Raw genomic sequence first — 16,252 nt, 5'->3', positions numbered from 1 at the left:
TCCCGCGGTCCCCCGGCAGTCGGACAGGCCCCTCGGTGCGCTCGGCGCACCGAGGGGCCTGTCTCGTGAGGGCTCGCGGGACGAGCACGGCCGCGCCCCGCCGACGATCAGCCCTGCTGCGCCAGCCGCTCGGCGGCCGTGACCACGTTGACGAGCAGCATGGCCCGGGTCATGGGCCCGACACCGCCGGGGTTGGGCGACATCCAGGAGGCCCGCTCGGCAGCGGCCGGGTCGATGTCTCCGGTGAGGACCTTCTTGCCCTTCTGCGGGTCCTCCACTCGGGAGACTCCGACGTCGAGCAGGACCGCGCCCTCCTTGATCTGCTCGGCGCCGATCATGTGCGGCTGACCAGCGGCTGCCACGATGACGTCCGCGCGGGCCAGCAGCGAGTCCAGGTCCTGCGTGCCCGTGTGGGCCAGCGTGACGGTGGCGTTGATCTCCCGGCGCGTCAGCAGCAGCCCGATCGGCCGTCCGACCGTCACGCCGCGGCCCACCACCAGGACCTCCTTGCCGCGCAGCTCGACGCCGTGGCGCTGCAGCAGCTCCACGATCCCGGCCGGGGTGCAGGGCAGCGGCGAGTTCATGGGATCCGACACGTTGAGCACCAGGCGCCCCAGATTCGTGGGGTGGAGGCCGTCGGCGTCCTTGTCCGGATCCACGAGCTCGAGGATCCGGTTCGTGTCCAGATGCTTCGGCAGCGGCAGCTGCACGATGTAGCCCGTGCAGGCCGGGTCCTCGTTCAGCGCCCTGATCTCGGCCTCGAGATCCTCCTGGGAGATGTCCTCCGGCAGGTCGCGGCGGATCGAGGTGATGCCGACCTCAGCGCAGTCGCGGTGCTTGCCCGCCACATAGGAGTGCGAGGCGGGGTCGTCGCCGACCAGGACCGTGCCGAGCCCGGGGACCACGCCCCGCTCGCCGAGCGCGGCGACGCGCTCGGCGAGCTCGTTCTTGATCTGCCGTGCGGTCTCGCGGCCGTCCAGGATCTGTGCGCTCACCAGTTCTCGAGTCCTTCGTACAGCGGGAAGTCGGCGGCCAGCTTGTCGACGCGGGCGCGCAGGGCGGCGACGTCGGGACCGGGCTTCAGGGCGGTCGCGATGATGTCGGCGACCTCCTCGAACTCGGCCGCGCCGAAGCCGCGCGTGGCCAGCGCCGGGGTGCCGATGCGCAGGCCGGAGGTGACCATGGGCGGGCGGGGGTCGAACGGCACCGCATTGCGGTTGACCGTGATGCCGACCTCGTGCAGCAGATCCTCCGCCTGCTTGCCGTCCAGCTCGGACTCGCGCAGATCCACGAGCACCAGGTGGACGTCGGTGCCGCCGGTGAGCACGGAGACGCCTGCCTCGGTGACATCGGAGGCGGTCAGGCGCTCGGCCAGGATCCGCGAGCCCTCGAGGGTGCGCTCCTGCCGCTCGCGGAACTCCTGGGAGGCTGCGATCTTGAAGGCCACGGCCTTGGCCGCGATCGCGTGCATGAGCGGTCCGCCCTGCTGGCCCGGGAACACGTTGGAGTCGACCTTCTTCTTCCACTCCTCCGTGGTCAGGATGACGCCCGAGCGGGGTCCGGCCAGGGTCTTGTGGACCGTGGAAGTGGTGATGTCCGCGTGGGGCACGGGGTTCGGGTGCAGACCCGCGGCGACCAGACCGGCGAAGTGGGCCATGTCGACCCACAGGGTGGCCCCGACCTCATCGGCGATCGAGCGGAAGGCCTCGAAGTCGAGCTGGCGGGGGTAGGCGGACCAGCCGGCCACGATCACCTTGGGCTGGGCGGCGACGGCCTGCTCGCGGACCTTGTCCATGTCCAGGACCAGGGTCTCGGGGTCCACCTCGTAGGGGGCGATGTCGTAGAGCTTGCCCGACACGTTGAGCTTCATGCCGTGGGTCAGGTGCCCGCCGTGGGCCAGCGAGAGGCCCATGAGGGTGTCGCCGGGCTGCATCATGGCCGCCATGACCGCCGCGTTGGCCTGGGCGCCCGAGTGCGGCTGCACGTTGGCGTGGAAGGCCCCGAACAGCTGCGTAGCGCGGTCGCGGGCGAGGTTCTCCACCACGTCGACGTGCTCGCAGCCGCCGTAGTAGCGGCGTCCGGGGTAGCCCTCGGCGTACTTGTTGGTCAGCACCGAGCCCTGGGCCTCGAGGACCGCGCGGGGGGCGAAGTTCTCGGAGGCGATCATCTCGAGGGTGTCGCGCTGACGACCGACCTCGGCGGTGATCGCAGCGGCGACCTCCGGGTCCACCTCGGACAGCGGCGCATCGGTGATGCTGGGACGACTGGGGCTCATCGTGGCTCCTCATCTGGCACGGACGGTCCTGAACGTTCTCATCCACTCTAGTGCTCCGGCTCATCGTGTTCCGAGCCCGGCGGCACGACCTGCTCGAGGCACCCGAAGTGCGCACATCCCGACACCTCCGCAGGGACTGCGCCGAGGCCCTCTCGCCGGTAGGGTTGCCCCGGACCTGCTTCCGTCGGCAAGCGAATGCGCACAGCGCTGCTCGCCGACGACCGGCAGGAAGTCCTCCAGCCAGACGCACAGCCGCGCCCTGATCCTGAGCATCGCCGGCCTGTCTGCCGGTCGACTCGGGCCCAGCGCAGGACCCTCAGGAGTGCCCGTGAACGCCCGTCCGCAATCGCCCTTCACCGCATCGCTCGAGCAGATCCATCCCGGCGGCCCCGCCGCCGAGAGCTCCGCCGACCGCCTGCGGACCACCTTTGCCGCTGTGATCTTCGACATGGACGGCGTGGTGACGGATACGGCGGCCGTCCACGCCAGCGCCTGGAAGTCGCTGTTCGACGCGCTCCTGGCGGATGAGCGCCTCCAGGCCCTGGAGTCCGACGGCACCATCGATCGCCGGGAGTTCGACATCTCCCGGGACTACCGCGACTTCGTCGACGGCCGCCGCCGCGAGGACGGCATCCGCACGCTGCTGGCCTCCCGCGGGGCCTTCCTGCCCGAGGGCTCGGACGACGAGGCCCCCGGCACGTGGACCGTCCAGGGCCAGGCCGCGCTGAAGAACGACTACTTCAACGCCGCGCTCGAGCAGAAGGGCGTCCGCGTCTTCGACGCCACGATCGAGCTGATCCGCCGCCTTCGCGAAGGCGAGGTCCCCGTGGGCCTGGTGACCGCCTCCCGCAACTCGACCACGGTGCTCGAGCGCGCCGAGGTCGCCGATCTCTTCGACTTCATCGTCGACGGCGCCATGGCCCAGGCCGAGGGCCTGCCCGGCAAGCCCTCCCCGGACACCTTCCTGCGCTGCGCCCAGGAGCTCGGCGTCGACCCGGCCGATGCGGTCGTCGTCGAGGACGCCGTGGCCGGCGTGCAGGCGGGCGCGGCAGGCGGCTTCGGACTGGTGGTGGGCATCGCCCGCCACGGCGACCGCCAGGCGCTCTACCGCGGCGGCGCGGACGTCGTGCTGAACGACGTCGGCGAGCTGGACCTCGGCGCGCGCCGCGACGACCCCTGGAAGCTCGTCTTCGAGGGCTTCGACCCGGCCGTGCAGGCCCGCCGCGAGACCCTGATGACGCTGTCCAACGGCTACATGGGCGTGCGCGGCTCCCACAGCGAGCGCTCCCAGGACGGCGTGCACAGCCCGGGCAACTACCTGGCCGGCGTGTTCAACCGCGTGGTCAGCCACATCAACGGCCGGGACGTCGAGCACGAGTCCATGGTCAACGTCCCCAACTGGACCACCATGGACGTGCGCATCGCCGGCGGCACGTGGCTGTCCGAGGGCGGGCTGGACTACTCCGACGAGCGCACCGAGCTCGACCTGCGCCGCGGCCTGCTGACCCGCACCATGACGCTGACGGATCGCGAGGGCGACCCGGCCGAGTCCGGTGAGCGTGCCGTGCTGAAGGTTATCCAGCGTCGCCTGGTCTCCCTGCGCCACCGCCACATCGGCGCGCAGGAGACCGTCTTCGAGTCGCAGAACTTCACCGGGCGCATCCACGTGCGCACGGGCATCGACCCCAGCGTCGTCAACGACGGCGTCAAGGAGTACCGCGAGCTGAACTCGCACCACCTGGTGCTCGAGGAGTCCACCACGCTGGCGGACGAGCAGGAGACGCTGCTGTCGCTCGTGCGCACCAACCAGTCGCAGATCCAGATCGCCACGGCCCAGCGCACCCACGTGGACGGGGCCGCCTCCGTGCGCGCCCGCCGCGAGATCCGCCCCGGCGGCACGGAGTTCCGCCGCCTCCAGATCGCGCTGCGCAAGGGCGAGCCGGTCACCGTGGCCCAGACCACCGCGGTGGTCACCAGCCGCGACGCCGCGATCGGCTCCCCGAGCGAGGGCGCCCTGTCCCAGCTGAACCGCAACCCGCAGGACTTCGGCCAGCTGCTCGAGGCCCATGTGGTCGAGTGGGAGCAGCTGTGGCGCCGCTACGACGTCGCCCTGGACGAGGAGATCGACAAGCGCCCTGAGGACCTGCTGACCCAGCTGGCCCTGCGCACGCACACGTTCCACACGGCGCAGACGCTGGCCCCGCACATGTCCCTGCGCGATGCCGGCGTCCCGGCCCGCGGACTGCACGGCGAGGGCTACCGCGGCCACATCTTCTGGGACGAGCTCTACATCCTGCCGGTGATCTCGCTGCACCAGCCGCACGTGACCTGCTCGCTGCTGTCCTACCGCTGGCGCCGTCTGGCGGAGGCGCAGCACCGCGCGACCCAGTTCGGCCTGCGCGGAGCGGCCTTCCCGTGGCAGTCGGGCTCGGACGGCCGCGAGGAGACCCCGCCCGAGCTGTTCAACCACCACTCGCAGCGCTGGCTGCCGGACAACTCATGGCGGCAGTTCCACGTGGGCCTGGCCATCGCCTACAACGCGTGGCTGTACTACGAGGCCACCGGTGACCTGGACTGGCTCTCGGGCCACGGCTCGGACCTGATCATCGCCATCACGCGCCTGTTCGACTCCCTGGCCGAGTACGACGAGGCCGACGGCCGCTACCACATCAGCGGCGTCATGGGCCCCGACGAGTACCACGACGGCCCCCGCGGCCAGCACGGGGGCGGTCTCAAGGACAACGCGTACACGAACGTCCTGGCCGCGTGGCTGTTCCGCCACTCGGCGCACATCTTCCAGGACATGGTCGAGCACCAGCGCGAGGAGCTCTCGGCGCGCTTCGGCGTGACCGCGGAGGAGGCCGAGCACTGGCACGAGGTCTCGCAGAAGCTCGCGGTGCCGTTCAACTCCGACGGCACGATCTCCCAGTACGACGGCTACGACTCCCTCGATGAGCTGGACTGGGACTTCTACCGCGGCAAGTACCGCAACATCGGCCGCCTGGACCTCCTGCTGGAGAACGAGGGCGACATGACGAACAACTACAAGCTCTCCAAGCAGGCCGACACCATCATGCTGGTCTACCTGCTGGGCCCGGAGGGCGTGATCGAGGAGCTCGGGCGCATGGGCTACGAGGTCGACAACGACGTCATCCAGCGCACCGTGGACTACTACATCCAGCGCTCGTCGAACGGGTCGTCTCTGTCCAAGGTGGTCAACGCCTCCGTGCAGGCCTGGGTCAATCCGGACCGCTCCTGGGCCTCCTTCCAGGACGCGCTGGTCATCGATCTGGACGACACCCAGGGCGGGACGACCGGCGAGGGCATCCACCTGGGTGCCATGGCGGGCTCGGTCGAGGTCGTGACCCGGGCCTACGCCGGCCTGCGCGTGCGCGGCGACTGGATCGAGTTCAGCCCGCACCTGCCGCCGCAGCTGCACGACGTCAGCTTCAGGGTCCTGTACCGCGGGCAGGTCCTCAGCGTCAGGATCGACCACGAGATCCTGGAGGTGGAGGGCTCCTCCAAGGGCGCCGATCCGGTGACCATCCACGTCGACGGCTCCGAGTACACGCTCCAGGCGGGCCAGAGGATCTCCGTGGCGATCGGACAGCGCACCGGCAGCGCCTGAGCCGCACCGTGCGTCCGTCCCTTCGCGACGGGCGCACGGCGAGCACTGCGACGAGAGGGTGCCGACGCTCCAGGAGCGTCGGCACCCTCTCGTCGTCCAGCCGGTCGGCTCAGGCCTCGTGCTGGAGGCTGCGGTGGCGCCGCGAGAGCTCGAGGTACTCGGCGGCGTTGCTCCGCACCGCCTGGCGCTCCTCGTCCGTGAGCTCGCGACGCACCTTGGCAGGCACGCCGGCCACCAGGCTGCCGGTCGGGACCACGGTGCCCTCGAGCACGACGGCGCCGGCGGCCACCAGCGATCCCGTGCCGATCACCGCCCCGTTGAGCACGGTGGCGCTCATGCCGATCAGGACGTCGTCCTCCACGGTGCAGCCGTGCAGCACCGCCGCGTGGCCCACCGAGACCCGGTCCCCGATGGTGCAGGGGTGCTCCGGATCGGAGTGCACGGTGCAGTTGTCCTGCAGGTTCGACCCCTCCCCCAGACACAGGGCGGAGCGGTCCCCGCGCACGACCGTGCCGTAGAAGACCCCGCTGCCGGGCCCGACCGCCACGTCGCCGATCAGGACGGCGGTGGGGGCGATGAAGGCGTCGTCGGCGACGTTGGGGAGACGGCCCTTCCACGGAAGCAGGGTGGGCACGGGCAGGGGCTGCTGCTGCGGATCCATGGCCTCACAGTACGCGCAGGACGGCGCTGCGGGGCCGGGTCTGCTCAGCCCTCGTCGGAGGCCACGAGCGTGCGGGCGTAGTCCAGGTAGGCCTCGTGGTCGAAGCCCGGCAGCAGCGCCGACTGCACGACCCAGCCCTGCAGCACGGAGAGCACCGCCTGGGAGAACATCTCGACCCACTGTCGGGCGCTGGCCTCTGCCAGCCCCAGCTCGGCGACGGCCCAGTCGGCGAAGACGCGGTCGATCGCCGAGCGCAGCGTCTCCTGGTGGGTGCCCATCAGCTCGGCGACCGCGGGATCCACGGCCGCTTCGGCCCAGGTGATCAGCAGCAGCCGGGCCAGCCGCGGCGAGGCAGCCAGCTGCTCGAGCGCGCCCACGAGCCAGGCATCGGGCTGGAAGCCCTCCTGCGGCTGCTCGGTGCGCGGATCCGCCGGGGAGATGGCCTCCAGGACGCCGTTCAGGCCCGTGCGCACGCACTCGGAGACCAGCTCGGCCTTGCCCCCGGGGAAGTGGTGGTAGAGCGCACCGGCGGAGAGCCCGGTGGCCGCGATGATCTGATGCATCGAGGCGCCGCGGTAGCCGTGGGCCAGGAAGCACTCGGAGGCGGCGTCCAGGACGGCCTGACGCCGTGCGGCGCGGAACTGATCGCTGACCCTGGGCATGTCCCGATCCTATCCGGAACGGGCGTTCGGGGCGGGCGGTCTCAGCGCCGTCTGAGCGTGGGCGTCTCCAGGACCCGGCTCGACTGGCGCACCACGAGCTTGCTCGGCAGGACCAGGGGCCGGCTGGAGGTCGGCTGGGCTCCGCGGATCATGGCCACGAGGTTCTTCGTGGCCGTGGCGCCGATCGCGTGCACGGGGGCGGCGATCGTGGACATGCTCGGGGAGACGTACGGCAGCAGCATGATGTTGTCGTATCCGATCACCGCGGCGTCGCGCGGGACCGAGAGCCCGTGCTCCTGCAGGGTGCGCACGAACCCCACCGCCATGAGGTCGTTGTAGCAGATCACTCCCGAAGTGCGGTGCTCCATCCAGCTCAGCGCTGCGGCCCGGCCGCCCGCGATCGTGGGAGCGACCGGCCCCAGCCGGTGGATGCGCGCGTGCAGCGCCGCTCCGGTCTCCCGCACGGCCCGCCATCGCATGCCGTCGGTCCAGGAGGCCTCCGGCCCGGCGACGTAGGAGATGTCCCGGATGTTCTGCGAGACCAGGTGCTCGACGGCCCGACGGGTGCCCATGGCGTTGTCCGTGACCACGGAGACCACCCCGGAGACGGCCCGGTTGAGCATGATCGTGGGCTTCTGCTTGGCCGTCATCCGCACGGCGGAGTCCGACATGCGGGACGAGACCATCAGAACGCCGTCCACGAGCGGCAGGACCCGCCCCAGCGCCTCCTGCTCCTTCTTGACGGTCTCCTGCGAGTTGGCCAGCACGATCGTGTAGTCGGCGTCGGCGGCGGCCTCCTCGGCCCCCCGCAGCAGATCGACGTACACGGGGTTGGAGAGGTCGCTGAGCACGAGGGCGATCATGCGGGTGCCCTCGCGGGCATCGGTGCGCCGAGTGATCGTGCGGGCGCGGTAGCCGAGCTCGTCGGCCGCGGCGCGGATGCGCTCGGCGGTCTCGAAGGACACGCGTCCCGGGCGGGCGAACGCGCGGGAGACGGTCGAGGGAGCGACCCCCGCCCTCCGCGCGACGTCGTAGATGGTGGGCGCCCGGCCCTTGGACGCGGACGGCCCCTGAGCGGCCTCCGACGGCACAGGATCGTCTGCTGGGGCGCTGCTCTGCTCTTCCATCACCCCCTCAGTCTGGCTCACCCGGAGCGCATCACAAAGCACGCCCGATGCGACCGGGCGCTCAGCCTCGCTGCTGGGCCGCCCTGCCTCGCCTGCTCCGTCACATTCGCTCGACGAGGAGTCGGAGGCAGCGCATCGTATAGGACATTATTCATTGACCGCAGAGCAGGACCCTTTTCGGGACAGAGCTCCCCCGGAGTGGGGACGGCCACAGCCTGCTCCTCTGCTCCGGCCCGTGCCAGACTGCAACAGCCTGCGCTGCGACCCCGGCTGTCCCGGGCCCCCTTCGCCAGCGTGCCCGCCCCTCTCATGTGGCAGTGAGAGCGGCGCCCCCGGGAGGAGAGACCCATGACCAACGGCGATGCACGCCGCGCCGCGCGCGAAGCGGAGAAGACGAAGTCCGGCGGCCGCTGGGCGATCGTCGGCGCCGCCGGACTTCTCGTGGTCGGCGGTGCAGGGCTGTGGGCCGTGACCGCCGGCGGGACCGGCGGAACCCCCTCCTCCTGCGAATCCACCGTGCGCATCGCCGTGGCGGCCACGCCCGAGATGGCCCGGGCGCTCGAGCACAAGCCGATCGAAGCCGACTCCTGCGTCCGCCTGGACGTCGTGGAGCAGTCCAGCGCGCAGACCGCCGAGCGCGCGAGCAGCGGCCAGCTCTCCGAGCCCCTCTGGATCCCGGACTCCTCCGGGCGCGTCGATGAGTCGGGCTTCGACGACGCGGTGCAGAGGCACACCCCGTCCCTGGCCTCCTCCCCCGTCGTCGTGGCCTCCGCAGACGGCTCCGAGGACCTGCCCGGCACCTGGACCGAGCTGCTCGAGGAGAACAGCGCCCGCATGGGCGATCCCCTCGACGACGGCGGCGCCCAGGCGGCCATGCAGGCGGTGACCGCCGAGGCGCAGAGCGAGAAGGTCGACCCCGCGGCGGCCCAGGAAGCGCTGACGCTGCGCGCCCAGACCCAGGACGTCTCCTCCCCGCTGCTGGACGCGACCGGGCTGCTCGAAGCCGTCGAACAGGACGGCGGCCAGTCGATCGTGGCCGAGCACGACCTGCTCGATGACGACGCCGCCTCCGATCTGCGCGCCGGCGTGCCGGACAGCGGCACGGCCTTCCTGGACTACCCCCTGATGGTCACCAGCGGCTCGCTGTCGAGCTCGAACTCCGTGCAGACCGCCGCCGACGAGATCACCGCCTGGTTCGAGACCGGCGAGGGGCGCGAGGCCCTGGCCGATGCCGGCCTGCGCCCCGCCGACGGTGCACCGCTCGAGGACGACCGCTCGATCGAGATCCCCGAACGGCTGGAGATCGAGGATCGCGCCGCCTACGACCAGGTGGCCGAGACCTACGACCGTCAGTCGGCCCCCCTCAATGCGCTGGTGGTCGTGGATGCCTCCGGCTCCATGGGCGAGGAGGAGGACAGCGGCCAGACCCGCTGGGACTCCACCATGGGCACCCTGTCCATGGGCGCACAGCTGTTCCCGGCCCGCGACAGCCTGGGACTGTGGCTGTTCTCCAGGGACATGGGCCCCGAAGGAGAGCCCTACATCGAGCTGCAGCCGGTGCGCGGCATCGAGGAGGAGGTCCACGGGGAGGACGGGCGCACCCAGCGCGAGGCCCTCCAGGCGGAGATGGCCCAGGCCGAGTACAAGGAGGGCGGCGAGACCGAGCTCTACGAGACCACGCTCGCGGCCTTCCGTGAGCAGCAGCGCAACTGGCAGCCCGGTCAGCTCAACGCGGTGATCCTGGTCTCCGACGGCGGCCAGCAGGTCTACGGCCAAGACGACCCCATGCGCATGGAGGAGCTCATCAGCACGCTCGAGCGGGAGCAGGACCCGGCCAAGCCCGTGCGCATCGTGACTCTGGGCATCTCCGATGACGCCGATCAGGTCGCCCTGGGCGCGATCGCGGGCGTCACCGGCGGCACCTACCACCAGGCCACGGATGAGCAGCAGCTGCAGCAGGCGTTCCTGGAGGGGCTCTCCACGGTCGATCGCTGATCCGCAGCGCCCATGAGCTGAGGCCCCCGCACCATCGGTGCGGGGGCCTCAGCTCATGGCGGCGGGGAGCCTCAGTGGAAGAAGTGGCGCGCCCCGGTCGTGTACATGGTCACTCCGGCGGCCTCCGCGGCCGCGATGACCTCCTCGTCGCGGATCGACCCGCCGGGCTGGACCACGGCCCGCACACCGGCCTGCAGCAGCACCTCCAGGCCGTCGGCGAACGGGAAGAACGCGTCCGAGGCGGCGACGGAGCCCTCGGCGCGGCGCTTGCCGTCCGAGTCCAGGGTGTTCGCCCGCTCGACCGCCAGGCGGCACGAGTCCACGCGGTTGACCTGGCCCATGCCGATGCCGACCGTGGCGCCGTCATCGGCGAGCAGGATCGCGTTCGACTTCACCGGGCGCAGCGCCTTCCAGGCGAAGGCCAGATCGGCCAAGGTCTGCTCATCGGCGGCCTGACCGGCCACGAGCGTCCAGTTCGCGGGATCGTCGCCCTCGGCCTGGCTGCGATCGGCCACCTGCATCAGCGCGCCGCCGGAGATCTGACGGAACTCGAGCGGATCGCGGTCGAAGCCCTCCGGCAGGCGCAGCAGGCGGATGTTCTTCTTCTGCGTGAGGATCTCCAGGGCGTCCGGCTCGAAGTCCGGAGCCACCACGACCTCGGTGAAGATGTCCTTGACGGTGCGGGCCATGGCCTCGCTCACCGGCCGGTTCACAGCGATCACTCCGCCGTAGGCCGAGAGCGGATCGCAGGCGTGGGCCTTGCGGTGGGCGTCAGCCACCGGGTCCTCGGCGCCCGGTGTGGCCACGGCCAGACCGCACGGATTGTTGTGCTTGACGACCGCCACGGCGGGCTCGTCGAAGTCGCCCACGGTGCGCAGAGCGGCGTCGGCGTCGACGTAGTTGTTGTAGGACATGGCCTTGCCGTGCAGCTGCTCGGCCTGGGCGATGCCCGCAGACGCCGCCTGATCCAGGTAGAGGGCCGCGGCCTGGTGGGGGTTCTCGCCGTAGCGCAGGGTCTCGGCGCGCTCGAAGCCCAGACCGGCGTACGGCGGCATGACCAGGTCCGCCTGCGGGTCGTCCGCAAGCAGCGTCTTCTGGGTCCACTCGGCCACGGCGGTGTCGTAGGCGGCCGTGTGCGAGAAGGCGGCGGCGGCCAGGCGGCGGCGCGCGGCCAGGTCGAACCCGCCGTCCGAGGCGGCCGCCACGACGTCGTCGTAGCGGGCCGGGTCCACGACCACGGCCACGGACGGGTGGTTCTTGGCTGCCGCGCGGACCATGGACGGCCCGCCGATGTCGATCTGCTCGACGACCTCGTCTCGCCCGGCGCCGGAGCGTACGGTCTCGGCGAACGGGTACAGGTTCACGACCACCAGGTCGAAGGACTCGATCTCGAGCTGCTGCAGCTGCCGGACGTGGTCGTCCTTGCGGCGATCGGCCAGGATGCCGGCGTGCACGCGCGGGTGCAGGGTCTTCACCCGGCCCTCGAGGCACTCGGGGAACCCGGTCAGGTCGGCGACCTCGGTCACGGGAACGCCGGCCTCGGCGATGCGCTTGGCCGTGGAGCCGGTCGAGACGAGGGAGACTCCGGCGGAGTGCAGGCCCTGGGCGAGCTCCTCCAGACCGGTCTTGTCGTAGACGGAGATCAGCGCGCGCTTCAGGGGCAGGCGGTCCAGCTGGTTCTGGCTCACAGACGGTCACTTCCTGATGGTGGATCGGGGCTCGGCGCCGCTTCCGGCGCGCGCACCAGTCTAGGACCCGTGGAGGGAAGGCGCCTGTGCCCTGCTCAGCCGCGGGAGAGCTGGGCGACCGTGTCCACGAGCAGCTCCCGCTCGGCGGCCTTGATCCGCTCGTGCAGCGAGTCCTCGTCGTCCTCCGGGGCCACGGCGACGGCGGTCTGGGCCAGGATCTGCCCCGCATCGACCTCCGGGACCACGCGGTGGACCGTGGCGCCGGTGATCTTCACCCCGTGGGCGAGGGCGTCGCGCACGCCGTGGGCGCCGGGGAAGGACGGCAGCAGGGCCGGATGGGTGTTGATCAGGCGATCGGCGAACGCTGCCACGAACTGCGCGTCGAGGATCCGCATGAACCCGGCCAGGATCACCAGGTCGGGCTCGCGCTCGGCCACCGCGGACTGGAGCGCGCGGTTCCAGCTGGGGCGGTCGGAGTACGACGACGGCGCCACGAGGAAGTCCTCGACGCCTGCGGCACGGGCGCGCTCGAGCCCGGCGCAGTCCTTGTCGGCTCCCACAGCGACGATCTCGGCAGGGATCCGGCCGTCGGCGACGGCATCGAGCAGAGCCTGTGCGGTGGTCCCGGAGCCGGAGAGGAGGATGACGAGGCGCATGTCTGGAATCCTATCGGCGCCCGAGCAGCCGCCGCGTCAGCCGTCGGGTGTCTGCCCGTGCCCGGCCCTGCGGGCCACCGGTGCGATCGGCGCAGGCCCGGCCCGTAGACTCGTGGCCATGAGCTCCGCACCTCCCCCTCCGAGCCCCACGACCCCGCGACCGGGACCGGGCGGCGACGGCGGGCCAGGCGGCGAGGAGCAGGAGCCGCGCGTGCTCAGCGGGCCCGCGGGCACCGCGCTGATCGCGCTGCTGGCGGTGGGCGCGGCCATGCTGCTGAGCTCCGGGCCGCTGTGGATGACGCTGGCCGGACTCGTGGCCGCCGTGGCCGGGATGATCCTGGCCGTCGTGGCGCTGGCGCGGATCCGTCGCGCACCGCGCAAGGCCACCATCATCATGACCTCAGTCATCGCGCTGGTCATCGGGCTGTGGAGCCTGATCGGCGGCGGCGCGCGGCTGCTGTTCTGGGACCAGGTCTCCGCCTACGACACCTGCATGTCGAGCTCGGTGACGATCGCCGGGACGTCGTCCTGCCAGCAGGAGCTCGAGGACGGGCTGCGCGAAGCGATCCTGCCGGGCTCCGCCCAGGATGCTCCGGCGGACGGGCCGACCTCCTGAAGAGGGCCGGGGCTCAGCGGTCGCGGACGGCCTTGCGCCTGCGCCGACGGCGCTCGTCCGCGGACTCCCTGCGCTGCCTCTTGGCCTGCACGGCCTCGGCGCGCTGGCGGCGACCCTGCTTGATCTCCGCGCGTCGGCGCGCCTCCCGCTGGCGGTCCGCCTCGGCGCGCGAGGCCGCCTCCTGCCGAGCCCGCTCGTCCTCGTCCTGGACGCTCCACAGCTCGTCGTCCTCGGAAGCACCCGCCTCCGGCTCGGCGGCTGCCGCGCCCGTGCGCACCGCACGGCGATGGTCCGTCCAGGGGCTGAGGATCAGGGCGATCAGGGCCCCGAGCGCCACCTCGAGCCCGACGGCCAGCGCCAGGCGCGCAGGATCGGGACCCACCTCCGTGAGGGCGCCCAGTCCCAGGGATCCGGAGGAGACCGCCCCCAGCAGCAGCATCAGCGCACCCGCGACCGCCCCGATCAGCACCGAGCTCAGCACGATGACCAGGGGCGCGGACAGCCACCGGCTCGGCAGGCGCACCGCGATCCACTCGCCCAGGTGGTCCTCGCCCTCGCGGGCGAACCAGTGACCGGCGGCGAACCCGCCGAGCACGAGCAGCACAGGGGCGGCCAGCAGCGCCGGCGCCGGGTCGTGACCGGGCAGGATCGCCAGCACCGGCAGCATGGGCAGTGCCTCGGCCTGGGTTCCGGCCGGCGTGATCGCGGTGCCGTCGCCGATCGCGAAGCCGGCACCCGAGGCCCAGGCGGAGGCCCACAGCACGAGGTTGGGCAGCAGGGCGAAGTGCAGCACCGCCACGGCGATGTCGCCGGGGATGTCCGTGCCGAGCGCGCGGTGGGCCTCGAGCATGGACTCGGCCCCGGTGGCCAGGGCCAGCAGCATGCACACCGCACCGGCCAGCACGGCGCACAGGGCGCCGATGCCTCCGGCGCGCAGCAGCGCCCAGAGATAGGATCCGGCCCACCGGTAGTCCTGGCGCATCCGCTGTGCTCGCGCGACCGTGCGCTGCCCCACCAGGGCGGCCGCAGAGCCCTCCTCGACCATGGCTCCGATCGCGATGAAGAGGCAGACTAGCCAGCCGCCGATCAGCAGGGCCCACAGCGGCGAGGCGGCCGAGGCCGGGGTGCGTGCCACGACCGCGACCGCAGCGGCCAGCACGGCGTGGGTGAGCCCCGCGGTGAGCACCGCGGCCCCGAGCCGGGCCCCCGAGGGCGCACCCCGTGCCATGCGCACGCCGACCGCGAAGGACAGCCAGGCGGTGAGCGCGCTGAGGCCCAGGGGCACCAGGCTCACCACGCCTCCCTCGGCCCCCAGCCCCTCCGCCGGGGCGATCAGGACGTCGACAGGGACCCCGAGGGAAAGCAGCCACAGCTGCGCACCGAGCCCGCCCGCGACCGCGGCGGGCAGATGCTCGAAGCCGCCCAGAACGGTCGAGAGCACGAGCGCGATCATGGTGAGCGCGAGCACGGGCACAGAGATGCCCAGCCCGGGCAGCACGCCGCGGTGCCAGGGCACCGAGACGGCCGGGATCTCCTCCGGGGCCCCGCCAGGGGCGACGGAGGACTCCGGATCGGATGGGGAAGCCGGGGAAGCGGATCGATCGGTCATCGCCGCACATGGTCTCACGCTCGCCTGCCAGTCCCCGGGGAGACGGACCGCACAGATGGCGGGTATGAGTTCACATCGGCTTCACCGCCAGGCCACTGCTCGGCGACGCCGCGTGCCCCGTGCAGCGCCACACTGGACAGCGTGAGAATCGCTGTCATCGCCGAACAGTTCCTGCCCCATATGAACGGAGTCACCCACTCCGTCATCCGCGTGATCGAGCATCTTCGGTCCCAGGGCCATCATGCGATGGTCATCTGCCCCGCCGCCGATCCGCTGCAGATGACGCACACGGTCGAGGCTCTCGATGGCGACGCCGCCGGACATCCGTCCCTGGACGGGCTCGTCGTCCACCGCCTGCCGGCCGTGCCGCTGACCGGCTACCCCGACGTCCGCCTGGCCGCGGGGCCGACCGCGACCGTGCGCCGGATCCTCAAGCGCTTCGCCCCGGACGTGGTCCACCTGGCCTCCCCGTTCGTGCTCGGCTGGCGCGGCGTCCAGGCCGCTCACCAGCTCGGCGTGCCCTGCGCGGCCGTCTACCAGACCGAGATCCCCGGCTACGCCGCCCGCTACGGCGCCCCGTTCCTCGAGGACGTGCTGTGGGGCCACGTGCGGACGCTGCACAACCTCGCGACCGTGACGCTCGCGCCGTCCACGTTCGCGATCCGCCAGCTGCACGAGCACGGGGTGCAGCGCGTGCACATGTGGCGCAGGGGCGTGGACGCCGTGCGCTTCGATCCCGCCAAGAGAGACGAGGCCTGGCGCCAGGAGATCGGCGGCGACCGGAAGCTGATCGGCTACGTCGGTCGGCTCGCAGCGGAGAAGCAGGTCGAGGACCTGGCCCGCCTGGACGCCCTGCCGGACTCCCGGCTGGTGATCGTCGGCTCGGGCCCGGAGAAGGAGGCTCTGCGCCGGAGGCTGCCGAACGCGCACTTCGCCGGCTTCCAGGGCGGCGAGGACCTGGCCCGGACCATGGCCTCGTTCGACGTCTTCGTGCACCCCGGAGAGTTCGAGACCTTCTGCCAGACGATCCAGGAGGCCATGGCCTCGGGCGTCCCGGTGGTGGCCACGGGCCGCGGCGGCCCCCTGGACCTGGTGGATCAGTCCCGCAACGGCTGGCTGTACCGCCCGGGCGACCTGGGCCAGCTGGAGCACCACGTCCGCGACCTCGTGGGCGATGACGCCAAGCGGGCGGCCTTCGCCCGCGCCGCACGTGCGACCGTCGAGTCCCGCACCTGGGCGGCCATCGGAGACCAGCTGCTCGCCCACTACGAGCGCGCCCGCATCACCTTCCAGCGCCACCGCTCGGCGCGCCGGATCGTGCGCGCCGGCTGATCA

12 protein-coding genes are annotated in these 16,252 nt (G+C 71.9%); 4 read left to right on the top strand and 8 right to left on the bottom strand.

Annotated features, from left to right (window positions below; genetic code table 11):
- Nucleotides 1–107 precede the first annotated feature (107 nt).
- Both JOE55_RS09905 and glyA read right to left on the bottom strand, forming a co-directional pair.
- On the bottom strand, nucleotides 108–995 hold the full coding sequence (locus JOE55_RS09905; protein WP_204782785.1) for a bifunctional methylenetetrahydrofolate dehydrogenase/methenyltetrahydrofolate cyclohydrolase: 888 nt from the start codon (nucleotides 993–995) through the stop codon (nucleotides 108–110).
- The gene (glyA, locus tag JOE55_RS09900; protein WP_204782784.1) at nucleotides 992–2,275 is read right to left on the bottom strand and encodes a serine hydroxymethyltransferase; all 1,284 of its coding nucleotides are present in this window, start codon (nucleotides 2,273–2,275) and stop codon (nucleotides 992–994) included. Before glyA ends, JOE55_RS09905 begins: the two co-directional genes overlap by 4 nt.
- A 328-nt stretch (nucleotides 2,276–2,603) precedes the next feature.
- On the opposite strand from glyA, the gene JOE55_RS09895 reads away from it, so the two are divergent.
- Nucleotides 2,604–5,903, top strand: coding sequence for a beta-phosphoglucomutase family hydrolase (locus JOE55_RS09895; protein WP_204782783.1), 3,300 nt, complete (start codon nucleotides 2,604–2,606; stop codon nucleotides 5,901–5,903).
- Nucleotides 5,904–6,012: 109 nt separating this feature from the next.
- Here the strand turns inward: JOE55_RS09895 and JOE55_RS09890 are convergent, their stop codons facing one another.
- From JOE55_RS09890 to JOE55_RS09880, 3 genes are read right to left on the bottom strand one after another with little or no spacing between them, the layout of a single operon-like run.
- Nucleotides 6,013–6,564, bottom strand: a complete 552-nt coding sequence (locus tag JOE55_RS09890) for a gamma carbonic anhydrase family protein (RefSeq protein ID WP_204782782.1) — start codon at nucleotides 6,562–6,564, stop codon at nucleotides 6,013–6,015.
- A 44-nt stretch (nucleotides 6,565–6,608) separates the two neighbouring features.
- Complete coding sequence (locus JOE55_RS09885) at nucleotides 6,609–7,226, bottom strand: TetR/AcrR family transcriptional regulator (protein WP_053446946.1); 618 nt, start codon at nucleotides 7,224–7,226, stop codon at nucleotides 6,609–6,611.
- Nucleotides 7,227–7,267: 41 nt separating this feature from the next.
- Nucleotides 7,268–8,353 (bottom strand): LacI family DNA-binding transcriptional regulator, encoded by a 1,086-nt coding sequence (locus JOE55_RS09880; protein WP_204782781.1) that lies wholly within the window; start codon nucleotides 8,351–8,353, stop codon nucleotides 7,268–7,270.
- Nucleotides 8,354–8,701: 348 nt separating this feature from the next.
- Between JOE55_RS09880 and JOE55_RS09875 the strand changes: the two genes are divergently transcribed.
- The gene (locus JOE55_RS09875) at nucleotides 8,702–10,348 is read left to right on the top strand and encodes a substrate-binding domain-containing protein (RefSeq protein ID WP_204782780.1); all 1,647 of its coding nucleotides are present in this window, start codon (nucleotides 8,702–8,704) and stop codon (nucleotides 10,346–10,348) included.
- Nucleotides 10,349–10,419: 71 nt separating this feature from the next.
- On the opposite strand, the gene purH is transcribed toward JOE55_RS09875, so the two are convergent.
- Nucleotides 10,420–12,036 (bottom strand): bifunctional phosphoribosylaminoimidazolecarboxamide formyltransferase/IMP cyclohydrolase, encoded by a 1,617-nt coding sequence (gene purH, locus JOE55_RS09870; RefSeq protein ID WP_204782779.1) that lies wholly within the window; start codon nucleotides 12,034–12,036, stop codon nucleotides 10,420–10,422.
- A gap of 95 nt (nucleotides 12,037–12,131) precedes the next feature.
- On the bottom strand, nucleotides 12,132–12,692 hold the full coding sequence (gene purN / locus JOE55_RS09865; protein ID WP_006215525.1) for a phosphoribosylglycinamide formyltransferase: 561 nt from the start codon (nucleotides 12,690–12,692) through the stop codon (nucleotides 12,132–12,134).
- 118 nt (nucleotides 12,693–12,810) lie between these two features.
- On the opposite strand from purN, the gene JOE55_RS09860 reads away from it, so the two are divergent.
- Nucleotides 12,811–13,308 carry a hypothetical protein gene (locus JOE55_RS09860; protein WP_155930929.1) on the top strand — a complete coding sequence of 166 codons (498 nt, stop codon included), beginning with the start codon at nucleotides 12,811–12,813 and terminating at the stop codon, nucleotides 13,306–13,308.
- 13 nt (nucleotides 13,309–13,321) lie between these two features.
- Here the strand turns inward: JOE55_RS09860 and JOE55_RS09855 are convergent, their stop codons facing one another.
- Nucleotides 13,322–14,917: a cell division protein PerM gene (locus JOE55_RS09855; RefSeq protein WP_204782778.1), complete on the bottom strand. Its 1,596-nt coding sequence runs from the start codon at nucleotides 14,915–14,917 to the stop codon at nucleotides 13,322–13,324.
- A 141-nt stretch (nucleotides 14,918–15,058) separates the two neighbouring features.
- Between JOE55_RS09855 and JOE55_RS09850 the strand changes: the two genes are divergently transcribed.
- Complete coding sequence (locus JOE55_RS09850; RefSeq protein ID WP_204782777.1) at nucleotides 15,059–16,249, top strand: glycosyltransferase; 1,191 nt, start codon at nucleotides 15,059–15,061, stop codon at nucleotides 16,247–16,249.
- Nucleotides 16,250–16,252: the final 3 nt, after the last annotated feature.

This window comes from Kocuria palustris (genome assembly GCF_016907795.1).
GTDB lineage: Bacteria > Actinomycetota > Actinomycetes > Actinomycetales > Micrococcaceae > Kocuria > Kocuria palustris.
Note: the sequence above shows the minus strand (reverse complement) of the source record. Positions and strands in the feature narration are given on the sequence as shown.